We start from the raw sequence: 20,339 nt of genomic DNA on the forward strand, positions 1-20,339 counted from the left end.
ACTCCATACGAAAACGGGGAAGCCGAAGCCTCCCCGTTTCCTGCGTACCGGCCAACGGCCGGTACCTATCCTGATGGAAAGGTGCCGGCAGGGTGCCGGCACCGACCGCATCAACCCAGCAGGTGGGCGACGCCGGCGCGCTCTTCTTCCAGCTCGGCCAGGGTCTTGTCGATGTACTTCTGGCTGAAGTCGTCGACCGGCAGATCCTTGACCAGGGTGTACTCGCCGTTCTCGGTGGTGACCGCGAAGCCGAAGATCACGCCTTCCGGAATGCCGTAGGAACCGTCGGACGGCACGCCCATGGTGACCCACTTGCCGTTGCTGCCCAGCACCCAGTCACGCACGTGGTCGATCGCTGCGTTGGCCGCCGAAGCTGCCGAGGACGAGCCGCGGGCTTCGATGATCGCCGCGCCGCGCTTGCCGACGGTCGGGATGAAGGTGTTGGCATTCCACTCCTGGTCGTTGATCGCATCGGCGATCGACGCACCATCGGCGGTGGCGAAACGGTAGTCCGGGTACATGGTCGGGCTGTGGTTACCCCACACCACCAGCTTCTCCATGCCGGCGACCGGCTTGCCGAGCTTGGTCGACAGCTGGCTCAGCGCACGGTTGTGGTCCAGGCGCAGCATGGCGGTGAAGTTGCGCGGGTTCAGGTCCGGCGCCGACTTCATGGCGATGTAGGCGTTGGTGTTGGCCGGGTTGCCGACCACCAGCACCTTCACGTCACGCTTGGCGACCTTGTTCAGTGCGGCGCCCTGGGCGGTGAAGATCTTCGCGTTTTCCAGCAGCAGATCCTTGCGCTCCATGCCCGGACCGCGCGGACGTGCGCCGACCAGCAGGGCGATGTCGGCGTCCTTGAAGGCGACTTCAGCGTCGTCGGTACCGACCATGCCGGCCAGCAGCGGGAACGCGCAGTCTTCCAGCTCCATCATCACGCCCTTCAGGGCGGCCTGGGCCTTGTCGACCGGCAGCTCCAGCAGCTGCAGGATGACCGGCTGGTCCTTGCCCAGCATTTCACCGGAGGCGATACGGAACAGCAGGGCGTAGCCGATCTGGCCGGCGGCGCCGGTCACGGCAACACGAACAGGTGCTTTCATGGGGATTTCCTCTGCTAAGAAGCTAAGTAGCGTTGTGGGAGATGGCCGCGCGGGCGGGGACAGGCCTGGCGGGGCGGCCGCAACATGGAAACGGCCCCCTCTGCAGGGGGCCGTCCGGGTATTGGATCAGGCGGCGAGGATCTTGTTCCACTCACCCACGCGCTCTGCCTGGGCGGCGAGCACGGCGTCGGTGTCGCCTTCCAGGGTGATCGAATGGATCACGTCGCCCTGCTTGACCGAATCAACGATCGCCTGGCCTTCCAGGACCTGGCCGAACACGGTGTGCTTGCCGTCCAGCCAATCGGTCTTGATGTGGGTGATGAAGAACTGGCTGCCATTGGTGTTCGGGCCGGCGTTGGCCATCGACAGCGAGCCGATCTGGTGCTTCACACCATTCTTCTCGTCTTCGAACTTGTAGCCCGGGCCGCCGGTGCCACGACCCTGCGGGCAGCCGCCCTGGATCATGAAATCGGGGATCACGCGGTGGAAGATCAGGCCGTCATAGAAGCCGCGCTTGACCAGGTTCACGAAGTTGGCGACCGTCAGCGGCGCCTTGTCGGCGAACAGCTCGACCTTGATCGGGCCCTGGGTGGTGTCGAAAGTGGCGATGAGGGACATGCAGATCCTTGGGATGCGGGGTGTGTAATCAGCCCCATAAGGATACACCTCCCCCGTGGCATGGGCGGCTTCGACCATGTGCGCAGACAGGGTCTTCAGCCTGCGGACGGGCAGCGCCGGGGGGCAGGCTGAATGGGGGCCTCAGCGGTCCTGAAATCCAGGTTTTCGCCAATCGTCAAGTTCGACGTATAATGTTGGACTTCTTTTTCCAAATCCGGCGCCGACTGGCCCCCTTTCGTATGTCCATCGAAAACCTTCGCAACATCGCCATCGTCGCTCACGTCGACCATGGCAAGACCACCCTGGTCGACCAGCTGCTGAAGCAGTCCGGCACCCTGTCCGAGCGTACCGTCCTCGCCGAGCGCGTGATGGACAGCAACGACCAGGAAAAGGAACGCGGCATCACCATCCTGGCCAAGAACACCGCCATCACCTGGGAAGACAAGAAGACCGGTATCAAGAACCGGATCAACATCGTCGACACCCCCGGACACGCCGACTTCGGCGGCGAGGTCGAGCGCGTGCTGTCGATGGTCGACACCGTGCTGATCCTGGTCGACGCGATGGACGGCCCGATGCCGCAGACCCGCTTCGTCACCCAGAAGGCCTTCGCGATGGGCTTCAAGCCGATCGTCGTGGTCAACAAGGTCGACCGTCCGGGCTCGCGTCCGGAGTGGGTGATCGACCAGGTCTTCGACCTGTTCGACAAGCTCGGCGCCACCAATGAGCAGCTGGACTTCCCGATCGTCTACGCCTCGGCCCTGAACGGCTACGCCGGCCTGGAAGACACCGTGCGCGACGGCGACATGACCCCGCTGTACGAAGCGATCATGCAGCACGCGCCGAAGCCGGAAGTGGACCCGGAAGGTCCGTTCCAGATGCGCATCAGCCAGCTGGACTACAACAACTTCGTGGGCGTGATCGGCATCGGCCGCATCCAGCGCGGCACCCTGAAGAAGAACATGCAGGTCGCGGTGATCGACCGTGAAGGCAAGAAGCGCAACGGCAAGGTTGCCCAGGTGCTGGGCTTCCTGGGCCTGGAGCGCATCGAGCAGGACACCGCCGAAGCCGGTGACATCGTCGCCATCTCCGGTATTCCGGAGCTGACCATCTCCGACACCCTGTGCCACCCGGAAACCCCGGAAGCCCTGCCGGCACTGACCGTCGACGAGCCGACCATCTCGATGACCTTCCAGGTCAACAACTCGCCGTTCGCCGGCAACAAGGACCTGTCCGGTGGCAAGTTCCTGACCAGCCGCCAGATCAAGGACCGCCTGGACCGCGAGCAGGTCCACAACGTGGCCCTGAAGGTCGAACAGCTGGAAGACGCCGACAAGTTCCTGGTCTCCGGCCGTGGCGAACTGCACCTGTCGGTGCTGATCGAGAACATGCGTCGTGAAGGCTACGAGCTGGCCGTGTCGCGCCCGGAAGTGATCATCAAGCAGATCGACGGCCAGGCCATGGAGCCGATCGAGCAGCTGGTGGTGGACATCGAAGAAGTCCACCAGGGCGGCGTGATGGAAAAGCTGGGCACCCGCAAGGGCCAGCTGAAGAACATGGAATCGGACGGCAAGGGCCGTGTCCGCCTGGAATACCAGATCCCGGCCCGTGGCCTGATCGGCTTCCAGAACGAGTTCAAGACCCTCACCCAGGGCTCGGGCCTGCTGTTCCATGTGTTCGACCATTACGGTCCGAAGGAACAGGGCGCCATCGCCAAGCGCATCAACGGTGTGATGATCGCCAATGCGCCGGGCACCACCCCCGCGTACTCGCTGGGCCCGTTGCAGGAACGCGGCAAGCTGTTCGCTGCTGAAGGCGACAACGTGTATGAAGGTCAGCTGGTCGGCATCCACTCCAAGGACAACGACCTGACCGTCAACGCGATCAAGACCAAGCCGCTGACCAACATGCGCGCTTCGGGCAAGGACGATGCGATCCAGCTGACCCCGGCGATCAAGTACTCGCTGGAACAGGCCCTGGACTTCATCGAAGACGACGAGCTGGTCGAGATCACCCCGAAGGAGATCCGTCTGCGCAAGAAGTTCCTGACCGAAAGCGACCGCAAGAAGAACTCGCGCGGCGGCTGATCCAGCGAACCGTGAGCCAGAACGGCTACAACCCGGATCCACACCGGCATCCGGGCCTCCATGTCATCGCCTTGCTCGAAGCGAGCAAGGCGATGCTGGCGTTGTTGGCGGCCACCGGGCTGGAAATCCTCGGCCCGCAGCCGCTTCGCGACGGCGTCAATGCCCTGATCCGGCGTTTCAGCCTGGACCCGGATCACGGCACCCTGCCCTCGCTGTTGAATGCAATCAGTCCCGACGCGGTGCACCTGGCTGCGGCGGCGATGATCGGCTACGGCCTGCTGCACCTGGTCGAGGCCTGGGGCCTCTGGAAAGCCAAGGCATGGGCTTCCTGGCTGGGCTGCCTGACCGCCTCCATCTATCTGCCCTTCGACATCTACGCGATCGTCCGCCATCCCGGCTGGGCCTCGTGGACGGTGCTGGCGATCAACCTGATCGTCGTCTACGTGCTGGCGCGCGACCTGCGCAAGCGCCGTCGCTGAGCAGCCGCTACACTGGGGATCGGAGCCGTCGAAGCTGCCCCATGCGCCTGTCCTTGCCGCCCCTCCTGTCCTTCCTGATCACCGCGTTGCCTGCGGGGCTCGCTGCTGGCTGCAGCCCGGCCGCGTCCACCGCGCATGCCGGTGAACCCGGCAACAGTTCTATGCCTTTCCCCTACGCCGAGACCGAAGTCTCCGACCTGCAGGCGCGGATGGTCGCCGGTGAGCTCGACAGCGTCACCCTGACCGGCGCCTACCTCAAGCGCATCGCCGCCCTGGACCGCACCGGGCCACGCCTGCGCGCGGTGATCGAACTCAACCCCGATGCCCTCAAGGAAGCCGCACAGCGCGACCAGGAGCGCCGTGCCGGCCGCCTGCGCGGCCCCCTGCATGGCATCCCGATCCTGCTGAAGGACAACATCAACGCCGCACCGATGGCCACCAGTGCCGGCTCGCTGGCCCTGCAGGGCTTCCGCCCTGGCGATGCCTACCTAGTCCGCCGCCTGCGCGAAGCGGGCGCAGTGGTGCTGGGCAAGACCAACCTCAGCGAGTGGGCCAACTTCCGCGGCAACGACTCCATCTCCGGCTGGAGCGCGCGCGGCGGCCAGACCCGCAATCCCTACCGCCTCAGTCATTCACCCTGCGGCTCCAGCAGCGGCAGCGCGGTGGCCGTGGCCGCCAACCTGGCCAGCGTGGCCATCGGCACTGAAACCGATGGCAGCATCGTCTGCCCCGCAGCGATCAACGGCGTGGTCGGCCTGAAACCGACCGTCGGCCTGGTCAGCCGCGAAGGCATCATCCCGATCTCGTTCAGCCAGGACACCGCGGGCCCGATGACCCGCAGCGTCGCCGACGCCGCCGCCGTGCTGACCGCCATCGCTGGCCGCGATGACGCCGATCCCGCCACTGCGACCATGCCCGGCCGCGCAGTCTACGACTACACCGCACGGCTGGATCCGCAGGGCCTGCGCGGCAAGCGCATCGGCCTGCTGCAGACACCATTGCTGAAATATCGCGGGATGCCACCGCTGGTTGAACAGGCTGTCGCTGAACTGCGCCGAGCCGGCGCCGTGGTGGTACCGGTGGAATTACCCAACCAGGGCGCCTGGGCCGATGCCGAGCGCATCGTCCTGCTGTACGAATTCAAGGCGGGTCTGGAGCGCTACCTCAACACCTACCAGGCGCCACTGCGCAGCCTGGCCGGGCTGATCGCCTTCAACGAGGCGCACAAAGGCCAGGAACTGGGCCTGTTCGGCCAGGAGCTGCTGCAGGAAGCCCAGGCGACTCCAGGCCTGGGCGATCCCGTCTACATCCGCGCGCGCAGCGATGCGCGGCGACTGGCGGGCCCGGAAGGCATCGACGCCGTGCTGGCATCGCAGAAGCTGGATGCGCTGGTCGCACCGACGACCGGTGTGGCCTGGCCCCTGCGCAGCACCGGCGATGACTTCCCCGGCGAGAGCTACAGCGTCGCCGCCGTCGCCGGCTACCCCAGCCTGAGCGTGCCGATGGGCCAGATCGATGGCCTGCCTGCGGGGCTGTTGTTCATGGGCACGGCCTGGAGCGAGCCGAAGTTGATCGAGATGGCCTACGCGTATGAGCAGCGCACGCGCGCCCGGCGCCCACCGCACTTCGATACCGATACCTTGATCGAATCCGGCGACCCCTGACCCAATGGATGGTAGCGCCGGGCCGTGCCGGCGAGCGCAGCGGCACTCTGCAATCCGCCGGGCATGGCCCGGCGCTACCATTCCGGGCGCGGCTCCGCCGGCGCGATGGCCGCCTCACCATCCTCCGCACCGGGTGAACGCACATCGGCGCTGCCTGCACGCCGCATCCGCGGCATATCCAGCTCATCGTCCCGCTGCAGGCGCGCGCGCACCTGCGGCAACGATTGCGGATGTTCGCGTGCGAGGAAATCCAGCATGCGTTCGCGCACCAGGCAGCGCAGGTCGAATGCATCACCGGAACTGCGCGCGCTGACCAGCAGCCGCACCTGGATCGCGCGCTCGCTGGTCTCGGTCACCTGCGTCACGCACACCCGTCCATCCCACAGCGGCTGGCCCTGGCAGATGCGTTCCAGCTCGGCACGTATCGCCGCGATCGGCGCACGGTAGTCCAGCCACAGAAAGGCCGTACCCAGCAGGTCGGCACTGCGTCGTGTCCAGTTCTGGAACGGGTGCTCGATGAACCAGGTCAACGGCACCACCATCCGCCGCTCATCCCAGATGCGCACCACCACGTAGCTGCTGCCGATCTCTTCGATGCGCCCCCATTCGCCCTCGACGATCACCACATCATCGAGCCGGATCGGCTGGGTCACCGCAATCTGCAGGCCCGCGATCAGATTGCCGAACACCGGTTTGGCGGCGATACCCGCCACCAGGCCGATCAGGCCCGCCGACGCCAACAGTGCGGTGCCGATCTTCTGCACCATCGGGAAGGTCAGCAGCACCAGCGAAGCACCGAGCACGATGATGCCGCCCATCAGCACGCGGCTGAGCACTCGCGTCTGGGTCTGGATGCGGCGCGCTTCAAGGTTGTCCGACACATCGATCGGGTGGCTGCGCAGGATCGCCCGCTCACCCGCCGCAACGCCGCGCACCAGCAACCAGATGAAGCAGGCAGTCAGGGCGATGTGCAGCACGCGCAGCAGTTGATCGAGCGTGTGTTCCGGCAATGGCGTGGTCTGCAGCGCCGGAACCAGCAACAGCACGGGCAGTGCAAGAGCCAGCGGCGGTCCGATCACCCGGCCAATGCGCGCACGGCGCCGGTCACGCCCGCGAAGGCGACGGTACAGGGCCAGTACGGCCCAAGCCCCCAGGCCGCCAACCACCAGGGCGCTGCCGATCGGCCACAGGTACTGCTGCAGCTGTTGCCAGACCACCATGCATCCTCGCTGTAAACACCGAGCTACAGCGTGGCCCATGCACCATGAGCACAATGTCAGTCGTTCGTAAGCAGAATGTAGGCGGGGGTGTTCGGCAGGGCTGCGCCCTGCACCCGCGGTAGTGCCGGCCGCTGGCCGGCAACCTCAACCTCAACCTCAACAGCAACAGCAACAGCAACAGCAAAAGCCTGCATTCCTTGGAATGGCGGGGAGGGGACAGATGGCGGGGGACGCTGCAAGTACGTCCATGTAAGCTCGGTCGCGCCATCCATGGCGCTCACGCCCCCGCCATCTGCCCCCTCCCCGCCTTCGACAATTTCCCGCGGCTGTTGGCGGGTGTCGATCCCCGCTGCTGGTGGGTGTCGACCTTGGTCGACACGTAGATCCACGCCATGCGTGGATGCTCTTCGATCAATTGTCGAAATATTCGATTTCGATTGGATTTGATCCAAGCGAAGCACAGATGGACCAACCGCCACCGGAAATCTGTCAGAGGTGGGGCGGTGTCGGAGTGCGGGGTGTCAGCCGCATGGATGCGGCTGCCAAGCCTACAGGGACGTACTTGCGGCGTCCCCGCACTCCGACACCGCCGCGCCAACCACGGAATGCCGCTCTTGCTGTTGCTCTGGCAGTGGCCTCTGCAGGTGCAGGGCGCAGCCCTGCAGAAGCAAACCCCTACCGCACCTGCTCCTGCTTGCGCACGATCGCCATCGCGATCTCCAACGACTGCTCGTAGTTCAATCGCGGGTCGACGGTCGAACGATAGGCGCGCTCCAGGTCACGTTCGGTCAGTTCGCGCGCACCGCCGGTGCATTCGGTCACATCCTCACCGGTCAGCTCCAGATGCACGCCGCCCAGACGGGTGCCTGCGGCCGCATGCAGGTCGAAGGACATCTCGACCTCGCCGCGCACGTTGTCGAAGCGCCGCGTCTTGAAGCCGTTGGCGGTGCTTTCGGTATTGCCGTGCATCGCATCGCACACCCACAGCACGCGACGACCATCGCGCTTGACCGCATCCAGCAACGGCGGCAGCTTCTGCGCGATCTGCGCCGCTCCCATACGATGGATGAAGCTCAGGCGGCCCGGCTCGTCATCCGGGTTGAGCACATCGATCAGGCGCAGCAACTGGTCCGGCGTCACCGACGGCCCCACCTTGATCGCGATCGGATTGCGCACGCCGCGCAGGTACTCCACGTGCGCGCCATCCAGCGCGGCGGTACGCATGCCGATCCACGGATAGTGCGTGCTCAGGTTCAACCAGCCCTGCTGGCGCGGCACTTGCCGGGTCAGCGCCTGCTCGTAGGGCAACAGCAGCGCTTCATGCGAGGTGTAGAAATCGATGCGGTTGAGGTTGTGCACGCGGGCCCCGGCCAGGGTCTCCATGAAGTGCACGGCATCACCGATCGAGGCCACCATCTTCTGGTATTCGGCGGCCAACGGCGAATGGCTAACCCATTCCAGGTTCCAGTATTCGGGATGGTGCAGATCGGCGAAGCCGCCATCGATCAGCGCCCGCACGAAGTTCATCGTCATCGCCGAATGCGCGTGGGCCTGCAGCATCCGCTTCGGGTCGGGCAGACGCGCCGCCTCGGTGAAGGCCGGCGCATTGATCACATCGCCGCGGTAGCTGGGCAGGGTCACGCCGTCGCGGGTCTCGGTATCGGCCGAGCGCGGCTTGGCGTACTGGCCGGCGAAACGGCCGACGCGGATCACCGGCTGGCGCAGGCCGTGCACCAGCACCAGGCTCATCTGCAGCAGCACCTTCAACCGGTTGGAGATCGTGCCCGATTCGCAGTCGCTGAAATTCTCCGCGCAGTCGCCGCCCTGCAACAGGAAACGCTTGCCTTCCTGGGCGTCGGCCAGCTGCTGCTTCAGCGCCAGGATCTCCCACGAGGTCACCAGCGGCGGCAGCCGCTTCAGCTCGTGCAGCGCGGCATCCAGTGCCACCGGATCGGGATAGGTCGGCATCTGCAGCGCGGTCTTGCCCCGCCAGCTCTCCGGTGACCAGGCGGCGCCAGCAGCGATGGCGGCAGGATCGGGGGCGGGCGGAACGGCGGACAGGCTCATTACGGACATCCGGGGTGGGGGGCGGTCATGGTCGCAGAGCCAGCCGCTGGCGCAAAGGGCCGGGCCCGGTCATGACTGCCTGAACGGTGTGGAAAGGGACCGTGTGATCGGCCAGAAACGGCATGGTCGCCATCGCCGGACAGGCGCATGATCGGCACGCAGTTGTTACGGAGTAACACTCCCTCATGGACCGGCCCCCTCCCCCTTCCCTGCCCATTTCCCATGAAGCCCTCCCTGCTCACCACCGCCATCACCTTCGCCCTGATCCTCGCCAGCCAACCCGTGCTTGCCGCCGACACTGATGCCAGCGCGGCTGCGGTCAAGGACCTCGACGTAGTCACCGTCAGTGCTCAGCTCGACCAGGCCCGCAACGCCCTGTCACCGGACATCGGCAGCAGCCAGTACCAGATCACCGCCGAGGACATCCAGAAGCAGCCGCTGGGCGCCTCCGCCCCGCTCAGCCAGGTGCTGCTGCAGGCCCCGGGCGTGGTCCAGGACTCCTACGGCGGCGTGCACGTGCGCGGCGACCACGCCAACCTGCAGTACCGCATCAACGGCGTACTGCTGCCCGAATCGATCTCCGGCTTCGGCCAGACCCTGGATGCCCGCACCATCAAGAGCATCCGCCTGATGGATGGTGCGCTGCCGGCGCAGTTCGGTGAACGCACCGCCGCGGTGGTCGATATCACGACCCGCAGTGGCGCCGAGCTGGGCAACGGCGGCAGCGCTGGCATCACCGCCGGTTCGTTCGGCAAGGTCAATCCGAATGCCTCCTGGTGGGGCAACCAGGACCGCTGGAGCTGGTTCCTGACCGGCAACTACGATCAGAACGAGGTCGGGCTGGAGAACCCCACCAGCACACGCAAGCCGCTGCATGACGATACCCACCAAGGCAAGGCCTTTGCCGACCTGACCTACCTGGTCAACGACAGCACCCGCCTGAGCGTGTTCGCCGGCTTTGCCAACAACCGCTTCCAGATCCCGGTCAACCCGGGGCAGACCGCGCAGTTCGGCTACCTGGACACCACCACCTTCGATTCCAGCCAGCTGGACGAAACCCAGCGCGAGACCACCCGCTTCGGCATGCTGGTGCTGCAGGGCACGCTTGGCCAGACCGCGTACCAGCTCTCGGCCGGCCAGCGCTACAGCGATGTGGCCTTCAACCCGGACGTCGTGGGCGACCTGGTGTTCAGCGGCGTCGCCTCGCAGGTCCGGCGCAGCAACCGCGCCAACACCCTGCAGGCAGATTTCTCCACCCGCCTGGGCGACAACCACACCCTGCGTTATGGCCTGTATGGCAACTACGAACACGCCGCCGCCAACAACAGCAGCTGGGTGTTCCCGGTCGACGCCGACGGCCAGCAGACGAGCACCACGCCACGGCTGATCCCGGACCGCAATGCCTTCCACGCCAGCACCGCAGCCCTGTACGCGCAGGACGAGTGGCGGATCGGTGATGACTGGACCGTCAACTACGGCCTGCGCGGCGACCGCTTCAAGGCATTCGGTCACACCGAGGGCCAGCTCAGCCCACGCCTGGGCGTGGTCTGGAACGCCAGCGACAGCACCACCGTGCACGCCGGCTATTCGCGCTACTTCACCCCGCCTGCCAGTGAGTTGGTTGCCGGCAGCGATCTGGCCCTGTTCGATGGCACCAGCAACCAGCAACCGGCCGGTGGCAGCACCACGCCGTTGTCCGAGCGCAGCGACTACTACGACATCGGCGTGTCACAGCAGCTCGGCGACCACCTCACCCTCGGCCTGGATGCCTACGACCGACGCGTGCACCGCCTGCAGGACGAAGGCCAGTTCGGCGCCGCCTACATCTATTCCACCTTCAATTATCGCCGCGGCCACATCCACGGCCTGGAGTTCAGCGCCGACTACAGCAACGGGCCGATCAGCGCGTACTTCAACGCGGCCTACAACAAGGCCATGGGCACCCAGGTCATCACCAGCCAGTACAACCTCGATCCGGATGCACTGGCCTACGTACAGCAGAACTGGATCCATCTGGACCACGACCAGAAGCTGACGTCTTCCGGCGGCGTCAGCTATGCGTTCGCTGGCCACAATCGGGTCGGTGCGAACTACGTGTACGGCAGCGGCCTGCGTTCGGACATCGAGGGCGTGCCCAATGGCGGCGAATTACCGTCGTACCTGCAGGTCAATCTCAGCGCCGCGCATGACTTCAACGCCGACAGCGGTCATCCGCTGCATGTGCAACTGGCGGTGATCAACGCGCTGGATCGCAGCTACCAGCTGCGCGATGGCGGAGGCATCGGCGTGTTCGCACCGCAATGGGGACCACGTCGCGGCGCCTATCTGAGCCTGCAGCAGGACTTCTGAGGTACCACCGACTGCCGGCCAGCGGCCGGCACTACCGGAACGCAGTAGAGCCACGCCATGCGTGGCTCCGGACTGGCTCAGTGCTTGACCTTGCGCAGCGACACCACCAGCGCCCACAGGGCCAGCAACACGAACCAGACCCCCGACCACATCGGCATGGTCAGGCCAAGGAACGTCCAGTCGATGTTGCCGCAGTTGCCGGTGCCGGTCAGCACGGTGCGGAACACTTCCAGCGGCCCCATGGTCTCGCGCAGGAAGGCCAGCGGCGGGCCACACGTCGCCCCCATTTCCGGCGGCAGCATCTGCACGTAGACATGGCGTGCGGCGATGCCCACGCCCACGGCGGCAGCGATGAACGCGAGGATGCCGTAGGTCGCCCGCCCCGGACGGTTGGACGGCCCATGCAGTGCGCCGATCAGGAACAGCAGGCCCAGGGCCGCGAACGCCAGGCGCTGGAAGATGCACAGCGGACACGGCTCCAGCCCCATCTTCAGCTGCAGGAAAATCGCGTAGCCCAGCAGGCCCGCGCAGATCAGGAAGCCCAACAGGAACTGGGCGCGGAAAGGCCAGCGCAGAGGATTCATCGGCAACGCTCGTGTAGTACGGACCGCAAGCGTAACCGAGAGTGCGCGCCGTTCGAACCGCCACAACGTCGCGCCCGTCGGAACACGCCGGCGCGCGCGCCGCAACATGCGGGATCATCCACGCCCGGCGTGGATCTCCATCCGTCGCCCAGAAACGGAAAAACCCGGCACGAGGCCGGGTTCTTCACCGAATGACGGGTGTCGCGCGTCGATTACTCTTCGACGGCTTCAGCCACGACCGGACGGTCGACCAGCTCGACGTAGGCCATCGGCGCGTTGTCGCCGGCGCGGAAGCCGCACTTCAGCAGGCGCAGGTAACCGCCCGGACGGTTCGCGTAGCGCGGGCCCAGGATGGTGAACAGGTTGCCGACGGCTTCGTTGTCGCGCAGGCGGGCAAAGGCCAGACGACGGTTGGCGACGGAGTCGACCTTGGCCAGGGTGATCAGCGGCTCGGCGACGCGGCGCAGTTCCTTGGCCTTCGGCAGGGTGGTCTTGATCAGCTCGTGCTTGAACAGCGAGGCGGCCATGTTCTTGAACATCGCTTCGCGGTGGGCGCTGGTACGGCTGAACTTACGGCCGGATTTCTGGTGACGCATGGTGATATTCCTTGGTTAATGATGTGGCTTTGCGGATCGTTGTCGCCTTCCTGGCGCTGCTGCTCGGACTGCGGTTGGTCCTGGCCATCCGTCCTGGACGACCTGCCCGCGAACCTTCGTTCGTCGTGGCGGTATTGCCTTGGTGCAATGGCCCCGTCGTTGCCGACGGGGCCATGCGGTCTTGCAGAAAGGCGGTATCAGCCCAGCATGCCGTGGCTGGCGACGCCGGCCGGCGGCCAGTTCTCCAGCTTCATGCCGAGCGACAGGCCACGCTGGGCCAGCACTTCCTTGATCTCGGTGAGCGACTTCTTACCCAGGTTCGGGGTCTTCAGCAGCTCGACTTCGGTCTTCTGGATCAGATCGCCGATGTAGTAGATGCTCTCGGCCTTGAGGCAGTTGGCCGAACGCACGGTCAGCTCCAGATCGTCGATCGGGCGCAGCAGCACCGGATCCACGCCGTTGTTGGCCGGCTTCGCCGCACCGCGGTCGCGATGGGTGAAGTCACCGAACACCGACAGCTGATCGCTGAGGATGTCGGCAGCGGTACGCACTGCTTCTTCGGCGTCGATGGTGCCGTTGGTCTCGATATCGATGACCAGCTTGTCCAGGTCGGTGCGCTGTTCGACACGAGCCGCTTCCACGGCATAGGCGACACGGCGGACCGGCGAGAACGAGGCATCCAGGACCAGACGGCCGATGGCACGGGTTTCTTCGTCCGGACGACGACGCGCAGCTGCCGGCTGATAGCCGAAACCACGCTCGATCTTCAGACGCATGTTCACTGCCGTGTCCTTGGTCAGGTGGCAGATCACGTGGTCGCCGTTCAAGATCTCCACATTGTGGTCGACCTTGATGTCGGCAGCGGTGACAACGCCCGGACCCTGCTTGGACAGGGACAGAGTCGCGTTGTCGCCGGAGTGCATACGGATGGCCACGTCCTTCAGGTTCAGCAGGACTTCCAGCACGTCCTCCTGCAGACCTTCGACCGTGGTGTACTCATGCAACACGCCGTCGATTTCGACTTCCGTGATGGCGAAGCCCGGGATGGACGACAGCAGCACGCGACGCAGGGCATTACCCAGCGTATGCCCGTAACCCCGCTCCAAAGGTTCGATAACGACCTTTGCACGGGTGTCGGTAATGCGTTCGATCTGCGGACCGCGAGGACGCAGAACCTGGTTGGCGGTAACCGTCATGTTGCGGGTTCTCCTAGTGAACCCCCGGCCGTCGCCGGGGGCTCTCCAATGTGAATTACTTCGAATACAGCTCGACGATCAGCGCTTCGTTGATGTCCGCAGGCAGATCCGAACGATCCGGAACAGCCTTGAAGATGCCGGAGAACTTGCCGGAATCCACTTCAACCCACGACGGGCTCAGGTCATGCTGGGCGGCGACGGTCAGGGCTTCCTGGACGCGCAGCTGCTTGGCAGCCTTTTCAGACAGGGCGATGGCGTCGCCAGCCTTGACCTGGTACGAGGCCAGGTTGACCGACTTGCCATTCACGGTGACGCCGCGGTGCGACACCAGCTGACGGGCAGCCGGACGGGTCACGGCGAAGCCCATGCGGTAGACAACGTTGTCCAGGCGGGTTTCCAGCAGCTGCAGGAGGTTCTCGCCGGTGTTGCCCTTCTTGGTCGAGGCCTTCTTGTAGTAGTTGCGGAACTGACGCTCCAGCAGACCGTAGATACGCTTGACCTTCTGCTTTTCACGCAGCTGGGTAGCGTAGTCGGACAGCTTGCCCTTGCGGGCAGTGGCGCCATGCTGGCCGGGCTTCTGCTCCAACTTGCACTTGGAGTCCAGCGCACGCGCCGGGCTCTTCAGGGACAGGTCGGCGCCTTCGCGACGGGCGAGCTTACAGGTAGGACCGATATAACGAGCCATTTCTTATCGCTCCCTTTAGACGCGACGCTTCTTCGGCGGACGGCACCCGTTGTGCGGGATAGGCGTCACGTCGATGATGTTGGTGATCTTGTAGCCGACGTTGTTCAACGAACGCACGGCCGACTCACGGCCCGGACCCGGACCCTTGATGCGGACTTCCAGCGACTTCACGCCGTAGTCCAGCGCAGCACGACCGGCCTTTTCGGCAGCCACCTGGGCTGCGAACGGGGTCGACTTGCGCGAACCGCGGAAGCCAGCGCCACCGGAGGTCGCCCACGACAGAGCGTTGCCCTGACGGTCGGTGATGGTCACGATGGTGTTGTTGAACGAAGCGTGGACGTGGGCAACGCCGTCGGTGACGACGCGCTTGATCTTCTTCTTGGTCTTAGCAGCAGGCTTAGCCATTTATATGTCCCTTACTTCCTGATCGCCTTGCGCGGGCCCTTGCGGGTGCGGGCGTTGGTACGGGTGCGCTGGCCACGCAGCGGCAGACCGCGACGGTGACGCAGGCCGCGGTAGCAGCCCAGGTCCATCAGGCGCTTGATCGCGATACCGATTTCACGGCGCAGATCGCCTTCCACGATGTACTTGCCGACTTCGGCGCGCAGGCGCTCGATTTCCGGCTCCGACAGATCGCGGATCTTGGTGGTCGAAGTGACGCCTGCGACTTCGCAGACCTTCTTCGAACGGGTACGGCCGATGCCGTAAATGCTTTGCAACCCGACCCAGACATGCTTCTGGGCTGGCAGGTTGACGCCTGCAATACGCGCCATGACGCGGTTCTCCAGCTGAGTGATGGCCGACAGCGCGCTCAAGGCACGCCGATCCGGCAGGATGGATCAAAAAAGTGAACCAGTGATACTAACAAGGTTCCGGTTTACTTGGAAGCCCGTGAAACCAGAGGTTTCATGAACCCGGCCCGGGGAGTGTGCCCAGGCTCCGGCGCCGGATGGGGTTGGACCTGGAGTTGCCTCCCGGGCCGCCCGCGCTACTCCAGCGCGGGACCACCTCATCACACCCCCACCCGGAACCGCTGCGGGGGCCGCCCTTCGTTTGTGTGGCCAGAGTCCGCGAAGCGGAGGACCATCACGTCAGGAAGACGAAAGTATAACAGGCTAATCAGCCGCGAGCAAAACCGCCGCGGTTGCCGCCCTTCAGGTTGGCCTTCTTCAGCAGGCTCTCGTACTGGTGGGACATGAGGTGCGCCTGCACCTGGGCGATGAAGTCCATCACCACCACCACCACGATCAACAGCGAAGTACCGCCGAAATAGAACGAGGCGTTCAGCTGCGTGCGCATCAGTTCCGGCAGCAGGCAGACGATCACCAGGTAAGCCGAACCGGCAGCAGTCAGTCGGGTCAGCACGCCGTCGATGTAGTCGGCGGTGGCCTTGCCCGGACGGATACCCGGAATCAGCGCGCCCGACTTCTTCAGGTTGTCGGCGGTTTCCTGCGAGTTGAACACCAGCGCGGTATAGAAGAACGCGAAACCGGTGATCAGCGCAGCGAACACGATCATGTGCAGCGGCTCGCCCGGACCCAGGGCATTGGCGACCTTCTGCAGGGTCTGGCCAAAGGTGCTCTGGTTGGCAGCCTGGCCGGACCACATGGCCAGGGTGGCCGGGAAGGCCAGCAGGCTCGAGGCGAAGATCGCCGGGATGACGCCGGCCATGTTCAGCTTCAGCGGCAGGAACGAGGTCTGGTTCATGTACGCGTTGCGACCGCCCTGGCGGCGCGCGTAGTTCACCGTGATCCGGCGCTGGCCGCGTTCGACGAACACCACGAAGAAGGTGAAGGCGAGCACGACGATGGCGATCAGCAGCAGCTGGATGAACTGGATGTTGCCGTCGCGGTAGGCGTCGAAGGTGTGGATGACCGCACCCGGCAGGCCCGCCACGATACCGGCGAAGATGATCAGCGAGACGCCGTTGCCGATGCCGCGCTCGGTCACCTGCTCACCAACCCACATCAGGAACATGGTGCCGGCGGTCAGTGCGACCACGGCAGTGAGCACGAAGCCCATGCCCGGCATGTACACGACCGGTGCACCGGTCGGCGACACCTGGCCCTGCAGCGCCAGCGCGATCGAACCGCCCTGCACCACTGCGAGCAGCACAGCGCCGATGCGCGAATACTGGGTGATCTTGCGGCGGCCGGACTCACCTTCCTTCTGCATCGCCTTCAAGGCGGGGAAGATGTGCACAGCCAGCTGCATCACGATCGATGCCGAGATATACGGCATCACGTTCAGCGCGAAAATGCTGAAACGGTGCAGGGCGCCGCCCGAGAACATGTTGAACATGTCCACGATGCCGCCGCCCTGCTGTTGCATCATGGCAAGCATGGCATCGGGATTGACGCCCGGCACCGGCACGTAGCAGCCGATGCGATAGACGATCAAAGCCCCGACGACGAACAGCAAACGTTGGCGAAGTTCAGTGAACTTGCCCATTCCGCCCGCGAGGTTACCGATGCCAGCTTGCGCCATGATTCTCTTACTCCGTTACGCTGCCGCCGGCAGCTTCGATCGCAGCCTTGGCACCGGCCGTGGCAGCAACACCCTTCAGGGTGAACGCCTTGGTCACTTCGCCCTTGACGACGACCTTGGCCTTCTTGGCAGTGCTCGGGACGAGCTTGGCAGCACGCAGGACAGCGAAGTCGATCTCGCCGGCCGGCAGCTTGTCCAGCTGGTACAGCAGCACTTCAGCGGTGTCCTTGGCGATCGGCGAACGGAAGCCGATCTTCGGCAGACGACGCTGCATGGGGGTCTGGCCGCCTTCGAAGCCAGCCTTGATCTTGCCGCCACCCTTACGGGCAAACGAACCCTTGTGGCCGCGGCCGCAGGTCTTGCCCAGGCCGGAGCCGATACCGCGACCGACGCGGGTACGCTCTTTACGAGCGCCCGGTGCCGGGCTCAATTCATTCAGATGCATGGTCATTGGATTATTCCTCAACCTTGACGAGGTAGTGGACCTTGTTGATCAGACCGCGAACCTGCGGGCTGTCCTTCAGTTCACGCACATCGTTGAGCTTGCCCAGACCCAGCGCACGCACCGACAGGCGATGACGCGCCTGGGCACCACGCAGGCCGCGAACCAGACGGACCTTGACGGTCTTGTTGGTTTCATTAGCCATGGTTGAGATCCTCCACCTTCTTGCCGCGCTTGGCCGCGATGCGAGCCGGCGACTGCGCTGCAGTCAGGCCCTTCACGGTGGCACGCACCAGGTTGATCGGGTTGCGCGAACCGGTGGCCTTGGCCAGCACGTTCTTCACGCCAACTGCTTCCAGCACGGCGCGCATGGCACCACCGGCAATGACGCCGGTACCTTCGGAAGCCGGCTGCATGAACACGCGCGCTGCGCCGTGACCATCCTTGATGGTGTGCCACAGGGTGCCGTTGTTCAGATCGACGGTGACCTGGTTCTTGCGAGCCTGCTCCATCGACTTCTGGATGGCGACCGGCACTTCGCGTGCCTTGCCATAACCGAAACCGACCTTGCCTTCGCCGTCGCCGACAACAGTCAGTGCGGTGAAGGTGAACTGACGGCCACCCTTGACGGTCTTGCTGACGCGATTGACCGCGACCAGCTTTTCGATCATGCCGTCATCGACTTTCTCTTCGCGGTTACGGTCGCGATCGCGACCCCGCTGCTGACGTTCTTCTGCCATGTTTATTCCTTGGTTGTTGGGTTATGTACGGCTCGAGGCCGCTTATGGTTGTGGAGTGGTGCGTTGTTGCGGTGGGCCGCTGCAGAAGAGCGGCGCCGCCCAGCCTCACTCAGGCTGGCGAGCAGGCGGGCATGGGGACCGGAGTCCCCTGCCCTGATCCCTTAGAACTGCAGGCCGGCTTCGCGGGCAGCGTCAGCCAGGGCCTTGATGCGGCCGTGGTAACGGTAACCCGAACGATCGAAGGCAACCTTCTCGACGCCGGCGGCCTTGGCACGCTCAGCGACGATGCGGCCAACCTTGGCGGCGGCATCGGCGTTCTTGCCGTTCTTCAGGCCTTCCTTGATGTCGGCCTGGGTGGTGTTGGCGGCAGCCAGCACCTTCGAGCCGTCAGCGGTGAAGACCTGTGCATACAGGTGCTGGCCGGTGCGCAGCACCGACAGGCGGGCCACACCGAGCACACGGATGTGGGCACGGGTCGACTTGGCGCGACGCAGGCGGGCGATGTTCTTGTTCATGATCTTTTTCCCTGGAAAGCGGAAGGTCCTAATTAGGCCTTCTTGGCTTCCTTGCGAATGATGACTTCGTCGGAGTACTTCACGCCCTTGCCCTTGTACGGCTCCGGCTTGCGGAACGCACGGATCTTGGCGGCAGCTTCACCGACGGCCTGCTTGTCAGCGCCCTGCACCAGGATTTCAGTCTGGGTCGGGGTGGTGATGGTGATGCCTTCCGGCGCCACGAACACGATCGGGTGCGAGTAACCCAGCGACAGGCTGAGGTCCTTGCCCTGCATCGCGGCACGGTAACCCACGCCGACCAGCTCAAGCTTGCGCTCGAAGCCTTCGGAAACACCCTTGACCATGTTGGACAGGATGGCGCGGACGGTACCGGTCAGCGGGATCAGCTCCACGTTGTCGGTGCTCAGGGTGGCAACGCCGTTTTCGACATTGATGTTGATGCCAGCCGGCTTGGCCAGCGACAGGGTGCCCTTCGGGCCCTTGGCGATGACGCTGTCGTTCTGGACGTTCAGTTCAACCTTACCCAGGTCGATCGGCTTCTTGGCTACACGGGACATGGTCTACTCCTTTCGCCTTAGGCCACGAAGCACAGGACTTCGCCGCCGACGCCCAACTGGCGCGCCTGCGCATCAGTCATGATGCCCTTGGAAGTGGAAATGATGGAAATGCCCAGGCCGTTCATGACCTTCGGCAGTTCGCTCTTGCCGCGGTACTGGCGCAGGCCCGAACGCGAGAAGCGCTTCAGGGTCGCGATGACCGGCTTGCCTTCGAAATACTTCAGCACGATTTCCAGCTCGGACTTGTTGTTCTCGAGCGCGGTCACGCGCAGGTCGGCGATGTAACCCTCGTCCTTCAGGACCTGGGCGATCGCAACCTTGATCTTGGACGACGGGGCTTTCACCGTCTGCTTGCCAACCGCTGCCGCATTCTTGATGCGGACCAGCAGGTCGGCGATGGGATCAGTCATGCTCATATGAGTACCTTTGAGTGCACCGATATCCGCTTTCGCGAAAATCTGTTGTCTCCTGGAAACGGGCCAGGCCCCCTACCCCTACGCGTTGCGCAGAGCAAGACGCGGGAGTATACGCCAAAAGAGCCCGACTTGCGTCGGGCTCTTCGGTTTTTTGCAGAGGGAAAGCTGAACGCCTCCCCTCCCCGGCTGCGAAGCCCCCCGGGGGGAGCCCTCGCTGGCAGGACCGGCTGGGGTTACCAGCTGGCCTTGCGCAGGCCCGGAACGTCGCCACGCATGGTGGCTTCACGCAGCTTGTTGCGACCCAGGCCGAACTTGCTGTACACGCCACGCGGGCGGCCAGACAGTTCGCAACGGTTGCGATGGCGGCTCGGCGACGAATCGCGCGGCAGCTTCGACAACTTGGTGGCGGCCTCGATCTTCTCTTCGTAGCTCGCGTCCGGGGAGGACACGATCTTCTTCAGAGCAGCACGCTTGACAGCGAACTTTTCAGCCAGCTTCTTCCGCTTGATGTCGCGGTTGACCATGGAGGTCTTTGCCATT

General features: G+C 64.6%; 22 protein-coding genes. 4 read left to right on the forward strand and 18 right to left on the reverse strand.

Annotated features, from left to right (window positions below):
• Nucleotides 1-110: 110 nt before the first annotated feature.
• Together BW38_RS04645 and BW38_RS04640 are read right to left on the reverse strand one after the other, a co-directional pair.
• The gene (locus tag BW38_RS04645; RefSeq protein WP_025879435.1) at nucleotides 111-1,097 is read right to left on the reverse strand and encodes a malate dehydrogenase; all 987 of its coding nucleotides are present in this window, start codon (nucleotides 1,095-1,097) and stop codon (nucleotides 111-113) included.
• Nucleotides 1,098-1,223: 126 nt separating this feature from the next.
• Nucleotides 1,224-1,715 carry a peptidylprolyl isomerase gene (locus BW38_RS04640; RefSeq protein ID WP_025879436.1) on the reverse strand — a complete coding sequence of 164 codons (492 nt, stop codon included), beginning with the start codon at nucleotides 1,713-1,715 and terminating at the stop codon, nucleotides 1,224-1,226.
• A 239-nt stretch (nucleotides 1,716-1,954) separates the two neighbouring features.
• Here BW38_RS04640 and typA point away from each other — a divergent pair, with 239 nt between their 5' ends.
• From typA to BW38_RS04625, 3 genes are read left to right on the forward strand one after another with little or no spacing between them, the layout of a single operon-like run.
• Nucleotides 1,955-3,802 (forward strand): translational GTPase TypA, encoded by a 1,848-nt coding sequence (gene typA, locus BW38_RS04635; RefSeq protein ID WP_025879437.1) that lies wholly within the window; start codon nucleotides 1,955-1,957, stop codon nucleotides 3,800-3,802.
• Between the two features lie 11 nt (nucleotides 3,803-3,813).
• Complete coding sequence (locus BW38_RS04630; RefSeq protein ID WP_025879438.1) at nucleotides 3,814-4,281, forward strand: DUF2127 domain-containing protein; 468 nt, start codon at nucleotides 3,814-3,816, stop codon at nucleotides 4,279-4,281.
• Nucleotides 4,282-4,322: 41 nt separating this feature from the next.
• Nucleotides 4,323-5,945 (forward strand): amidase, encoded by a 1,623-nt coding sequence (locus BW38_RS04625; protein ID WP_032977435.1) that lies wholly within the window; start codon nucleotides 4,323-4,325, stop codon nucleotides 5,943-5,945.
• Between the two features lie 74 nt (nucleotides 5,946-6,019).
• Here BW38_RS04625 and BW38_RS04620 read toward each other — a convergent pair whose 3' ends face one another.
• Nucleotides 6,020-7,165, reverse strand: a complete 1,146-nt coding sequence (locus BW38_RS04620) for a mechanosensitive ion channel family protein (protein WP_170919619.1) — start codon at nucleotides 7,163-7,165, stop codon at nucleotides 6,020-6,022.
• A gap of 675 nt (nucleotides 7,166-7,840) precedes the next feature.
• A complete protein-coding gene (locus BW38_RS04615; RefSeq protein ID WP_025879324.1) occupies nucleotides 7,841-9,232 on the reverse strand; it encodes a 3-deoxy-7-phosphoheptulonate synthase class II in 1,392 nt (463 codons plus the stop codon).
• Between the two features lie 222 nt (nucleotides 9,233-9,454).
• Here BW38_RS04615 and BW38_RS04610 point away from each other — a divergent pair, with 222 nt between their 5' ends.
• Nucleotides 9,455-11,581 (forward strand): TonB-dependent receptor, encoded by a 2,127-nt coding sequence (locus tag BW38_RS04610; RefSeq protein ID WP_032977437.1) that lies wholly within the window; start codon nucleotides 9,455-9,457, stop codon nucleotides 11,579-11,581.
• A gap of 77 nt (nucleotides 11,582-11,658) precedes the next feature.
• Here BW38_RS04610 and BW38_RS04605 read toward each other — a convergent pair whose 3' ends face one another.
• The 14 genes from BW38_RS04605 to rpsN all read right to left on the reverse strand — a co-directional run bounded on the left by BW38_RS04605 (nucleotide 11,659) and on the right by rpsN (nucleotide 20,338).
• A complete protein-coding gene (locus BW38_RS04605; protein ID WP_025879322.1) occupies nucleotides 11,659-12,165 on the reverse strand; it encodes a disulfide bond formation protein B in 507 nt (168 codons plus the stop codon).
• A gap of 212 nt (nucleotides 12,166-12,377) precedes the next feature.
• Complete coding sequence (rplQ, locus tag BW38_RS04600; protein WP_025879321.1) at nucleotides 12,378-12,761, reverse strand: 50S ribosomal protein L17; 384 nt, start codon at nucleotides 12,759-12,761, stop codon at nucleotides 12,378-12,380.
• A 197-nt stretch (nucleotides 12,762-12,958) separates the two neighbouring features.
• Entirely contained in the window at nucleotides 12,959-13,957 is a 999-nt protein-coding gene (rpoA, locus tag BW38_RS04595; RefSeq protein WP_025879320.1) for a DNA-directed RNA polymerase subunit alpha, read from the reverse strand.
• Between the two features lie 55 nt (nucleotides 13,958-14,012).
• Nucleotides 14,013-14,642 (reverse strand): 30S ribosomal protein S4, encoded by a 630-nt coding sequence (rpsD, locus tag BW38_RS04590; protein ID WP_025879319.1) that lies wholly within the window; start codon nucleotides 14,640-14,642, stop codon nucleotides 14,013-14,015.
• A 15-nt stretch (nucleotides 14,643-14,657) separates the two neighbouring features.
• The gene (gene rpsK / locus BW38_RS04585; protein ID WP_004145443.1) at nucleotides 14,658-15,047 is read right to left on the reverse strand and encodes a 30S ribosomal protein S11; all 390 of its coding nucleotides are present in this window, start codon (nucleotides 15,045-15,047) and stop codon (nucleotides 14,658-14,660) included.
• Nucleotides 15,048-15,058: 11 nt separating this feature from the next.
• A complete protein-coding gene (rpsM, locus tag BW38_RS04580; protein ID WP_025879318.1) occupies nucleotides 15,059-15,415 on the reverse strand; it encodes a 30S ribosomal protein S13 in 357 nt (118 codons plus the stop codon).
• A 346-nt stretch (nucleotides 15,416-15,761) separates the two neighbouring features.
• Nucleotides 15,762-17,129: a preprotein translocase subunit SecY gene (gene secY / locus BW38_RS04575; RefSeq protein WP_025879317.1), complete on the reverse strand. Its 1,368-nt coding sequence runs from the start codon at nucleotides 17,127-17,129 to the stop codon at nucleotides 15,762-15,764.
• 7 nt (nucleotides 17,130-17,136) lie between these two features.
• Nucleotides 17,137-17,580: a 50S ribosomal protein L15 gene (gene rplO, locus BW38_RS04570; protein ID WP_025879316.1), complete on the reverse strand. Its 444-nt coding sequence runs from the start codon at nucleotides 17,578-17,580 to the stop codon at nucleotides 17,137-17,139.
• A 4-nt stretch (nucleotides 17,581-17,584) separates the two neighbouring features.
• On the reverse strand, nucleotides 17,585-17,776 hold the full coding sequence (gene rpmD / locus BW38_RS04565; RefSeq protein ID WP_025879315.1) for a 50S ribosomal protein L30: 192 nt from the start codon (nucleotides 17,774-17,776) through the stop codon (nucleotides 17,585-17,587).
• Entirely contained in the window at nucleotides 17,769-18,311 is a 543-nt protein-coding gene (gene rpsE / locus BW38_RS04560; protein WP_025879314.1) for a 30S ribosomal protein S5, read from the reverse strand. The genes rpmD and rpsE overlap by 8 nt, the downstream gene beginning before the upstream one ends.
• A gap of 161 nt (nucleotides 18,312-18,472) precedes the next feature.
• Nucleotides 18,473-18,826 carry a 50S ribosomal protein L18 gene (gene rplR / locus BW38_RS04555; RefSeq protein ID WP_025879313.1) on the reverse strand — a complete coding sequence of 118 codons (354 nt, stop codon included), beginning with the start codon at nucleotides 18,824-18,826 and terminating at the stop codon, nucleotides 18,473-18,475.
• Nucleotides 18,827-18,858: 32 nt separating this feature from the next.
• Nucleotides 18,859-19,383 (reverse strand): 50S ribosomal protein L6, encoded by a 525-nt coding sequence (rplF, locus tag BW38_RS04550; RefSeq protein WP_025879312.1) that lies wholly within the window; start codon nucleotides 19,381-19,383, stop codon nucleotides 18,859-18,861.
• Between the two features lie 17 nt (nucleotides 19,384-19,400).
• Nucleotides 19,401-19,799: a 30S ribosomal protein S8 gene (gene rpsH / locus BW38_RS04545; protein WP_025879311.1), complete on the reverse strand. Its 399-nt coding sequence runs from the start codon at nucleotides 19,797-19,799 to the stop codon at nucleotides 19,401-19,403.
• Nucleotides 19,800-20,032: 233 nt separating this feature from the next.
• Entirely contained in the window at nucleotides 20,033-20,338 is a 306-nt protein-coding gene (gene rpsN / locus BW38_RS04540; protein WP_032977438.1) for a 30S ribosomal protein S14, read from the reverse strand.
• Nucleotide 20,339 lies beyond the last annotated feature (1 nt).

This window comes from Stenotrophomonas sp. RIT309 (assembly GCF_000632045.1).
GTDB classification, from domain to species: domain Bacteria; phylum Pseudomonadota; class Gammaproteobacteria; order Xanthomonadales; family Xanthomonadaceae; genus Stenotrophomonas; species Stenotrophomonas indicatrix.

Coding starts and splice junctions, on each gene's coding strand:
- BW38_RS04645 (WP_025879435.1), bottom strand. CDS start 1,097: ATGAAAGCACCTGTTCGTGTTGCCGTGACCGGCGCCGCCGGCCAGATC.
- BW38_RS04640 (WP_025879436.1), bottom strand. CDS start 1,715: ATGTCCCTCATCGCCACTTTCGACACCACCCAGGGCCCGATCAAGGTC.
- typA (WP_025879437.1), top strand. CDS start 1,955: ATGTCCATCGAAAACCTTCGCAACATCGCCATCGTCGCTCACGTCGAC.
- BW38_RS04625 (WP_032977435.1), top strand. CDS start 4,323: ATGCGCCTGTCCTTGCCGCCCCTCCTGTCCTTCCTGATCACCGCGTTG.
- BW38_RS04620 (WP_170919619.1), bottom strand. CDS start 7,165: ATGGTGGTCTGGCAACAGCTGCAGCAGTACCTGTGGCCGATCGGCAGC.
- BW38_RS04615 (WP_025879324.1), bottom strand. CDS start 9,232: ATGAGCCTGTCCGCCGTTCCGCCCGCCCCCGATCCTGCCGCCATCGCT.
- BW38_RS04610 (WP_032977437.1), top strand. CDS start 9,455: ATGAAGCCCTCCCTGCTCACCACCGCCATCACCTTCGCCCTGATCCTC.
- BW38_RS04605 (WP_025879322.1), bottom strand. CDS start 12,165: ATGAATCCTCTGCGCTGGCCTTTCCGCGCCCAGTTCCTGTTGGGCTTC.
- rplQ (WP_025879321.1), bottom strand. CDS start 12,761: ATGCGTCACCAGAAATCCGGCCGTAAGTTCAGCCGTACCAGCGCCCAC.
- rpoA (WP_025879320.1), bottom strand. CDS start 13,957: ATGACGGTTACCGCCAACCAGGTTCTGCGTCCTCGCGGTCCGCAGATC.
- rpsD (WP_025879319.1), bottom strand. CDS start 14,642: ATGGCTCGTTATATCGGTCCTACCTGTAAGCTCGCCCGTCGCGAAGGC.
- rpsK (WP_004145443.1), bottom strand. CDS start 15,047: ATGGCTAAGCCTGCTGCTAAGACCAAGAAGAAGATCAAGCGCGTCGTC.
- rpsM (WP_025879318.1), bottom strand. CDS start 15,415: ATGGCGCGTATTGCAGGCGTCAACCTGCCAGCCCAGAAGCATGTCTGG.
- secY (WP_025879317.1), bottom strand. CDS start 17,129: ATGGCGCAAGCTGGCATCGGTAACCTCGCGGGCGGAATGGGCAAGTTC.
- rplO (WP_025879316.1), bottom strand. CDS start 17,580: ATGACCATGCATCTGAATGAATTGAGCCCGGCACCGGGCGCTCGTAAA.
- rpmD (WP_025879315.1), bottom strand. CDS start 17,776: ATGGCTAATGAAACCAACAAGACCGTCAAGGTCCGTCTGGTTCGCGGC.
- rpsE (WP_025879314.1), bottom strand. CDS start 18,311: ATGGCAGAAGAACGTCAGCAGCGGGGTCGCGATCGCGACCGTAACCGC.
- rplR (WP_025879313.1), bottom strand. CDS start 18,826: ATGAACAAGAACATCGCCCGCCTGCGTCGCGCCAAGTCGACCCGTGCC.
- rplF (WP_025879312.1), bottom strand. CDS start 19,383: ATGTCCCGTGTAGCCAAGAAGCCGATCGACCTGGGTAAGGTTGAACTG.
- rpsH (WP_025879311.1), bottom strand. CDS start 19,799: ATGAGCATGACTGATCCCATCGCCGACCTGCTGGTCCGCATCAAGAAT.
- rpsN (WP_032977438.1), bottom strand. CDS start 20,338: ATGGCAAAGACCTCCATGGTCAACCGCGACATCAAGCGGAAGAAGCTG.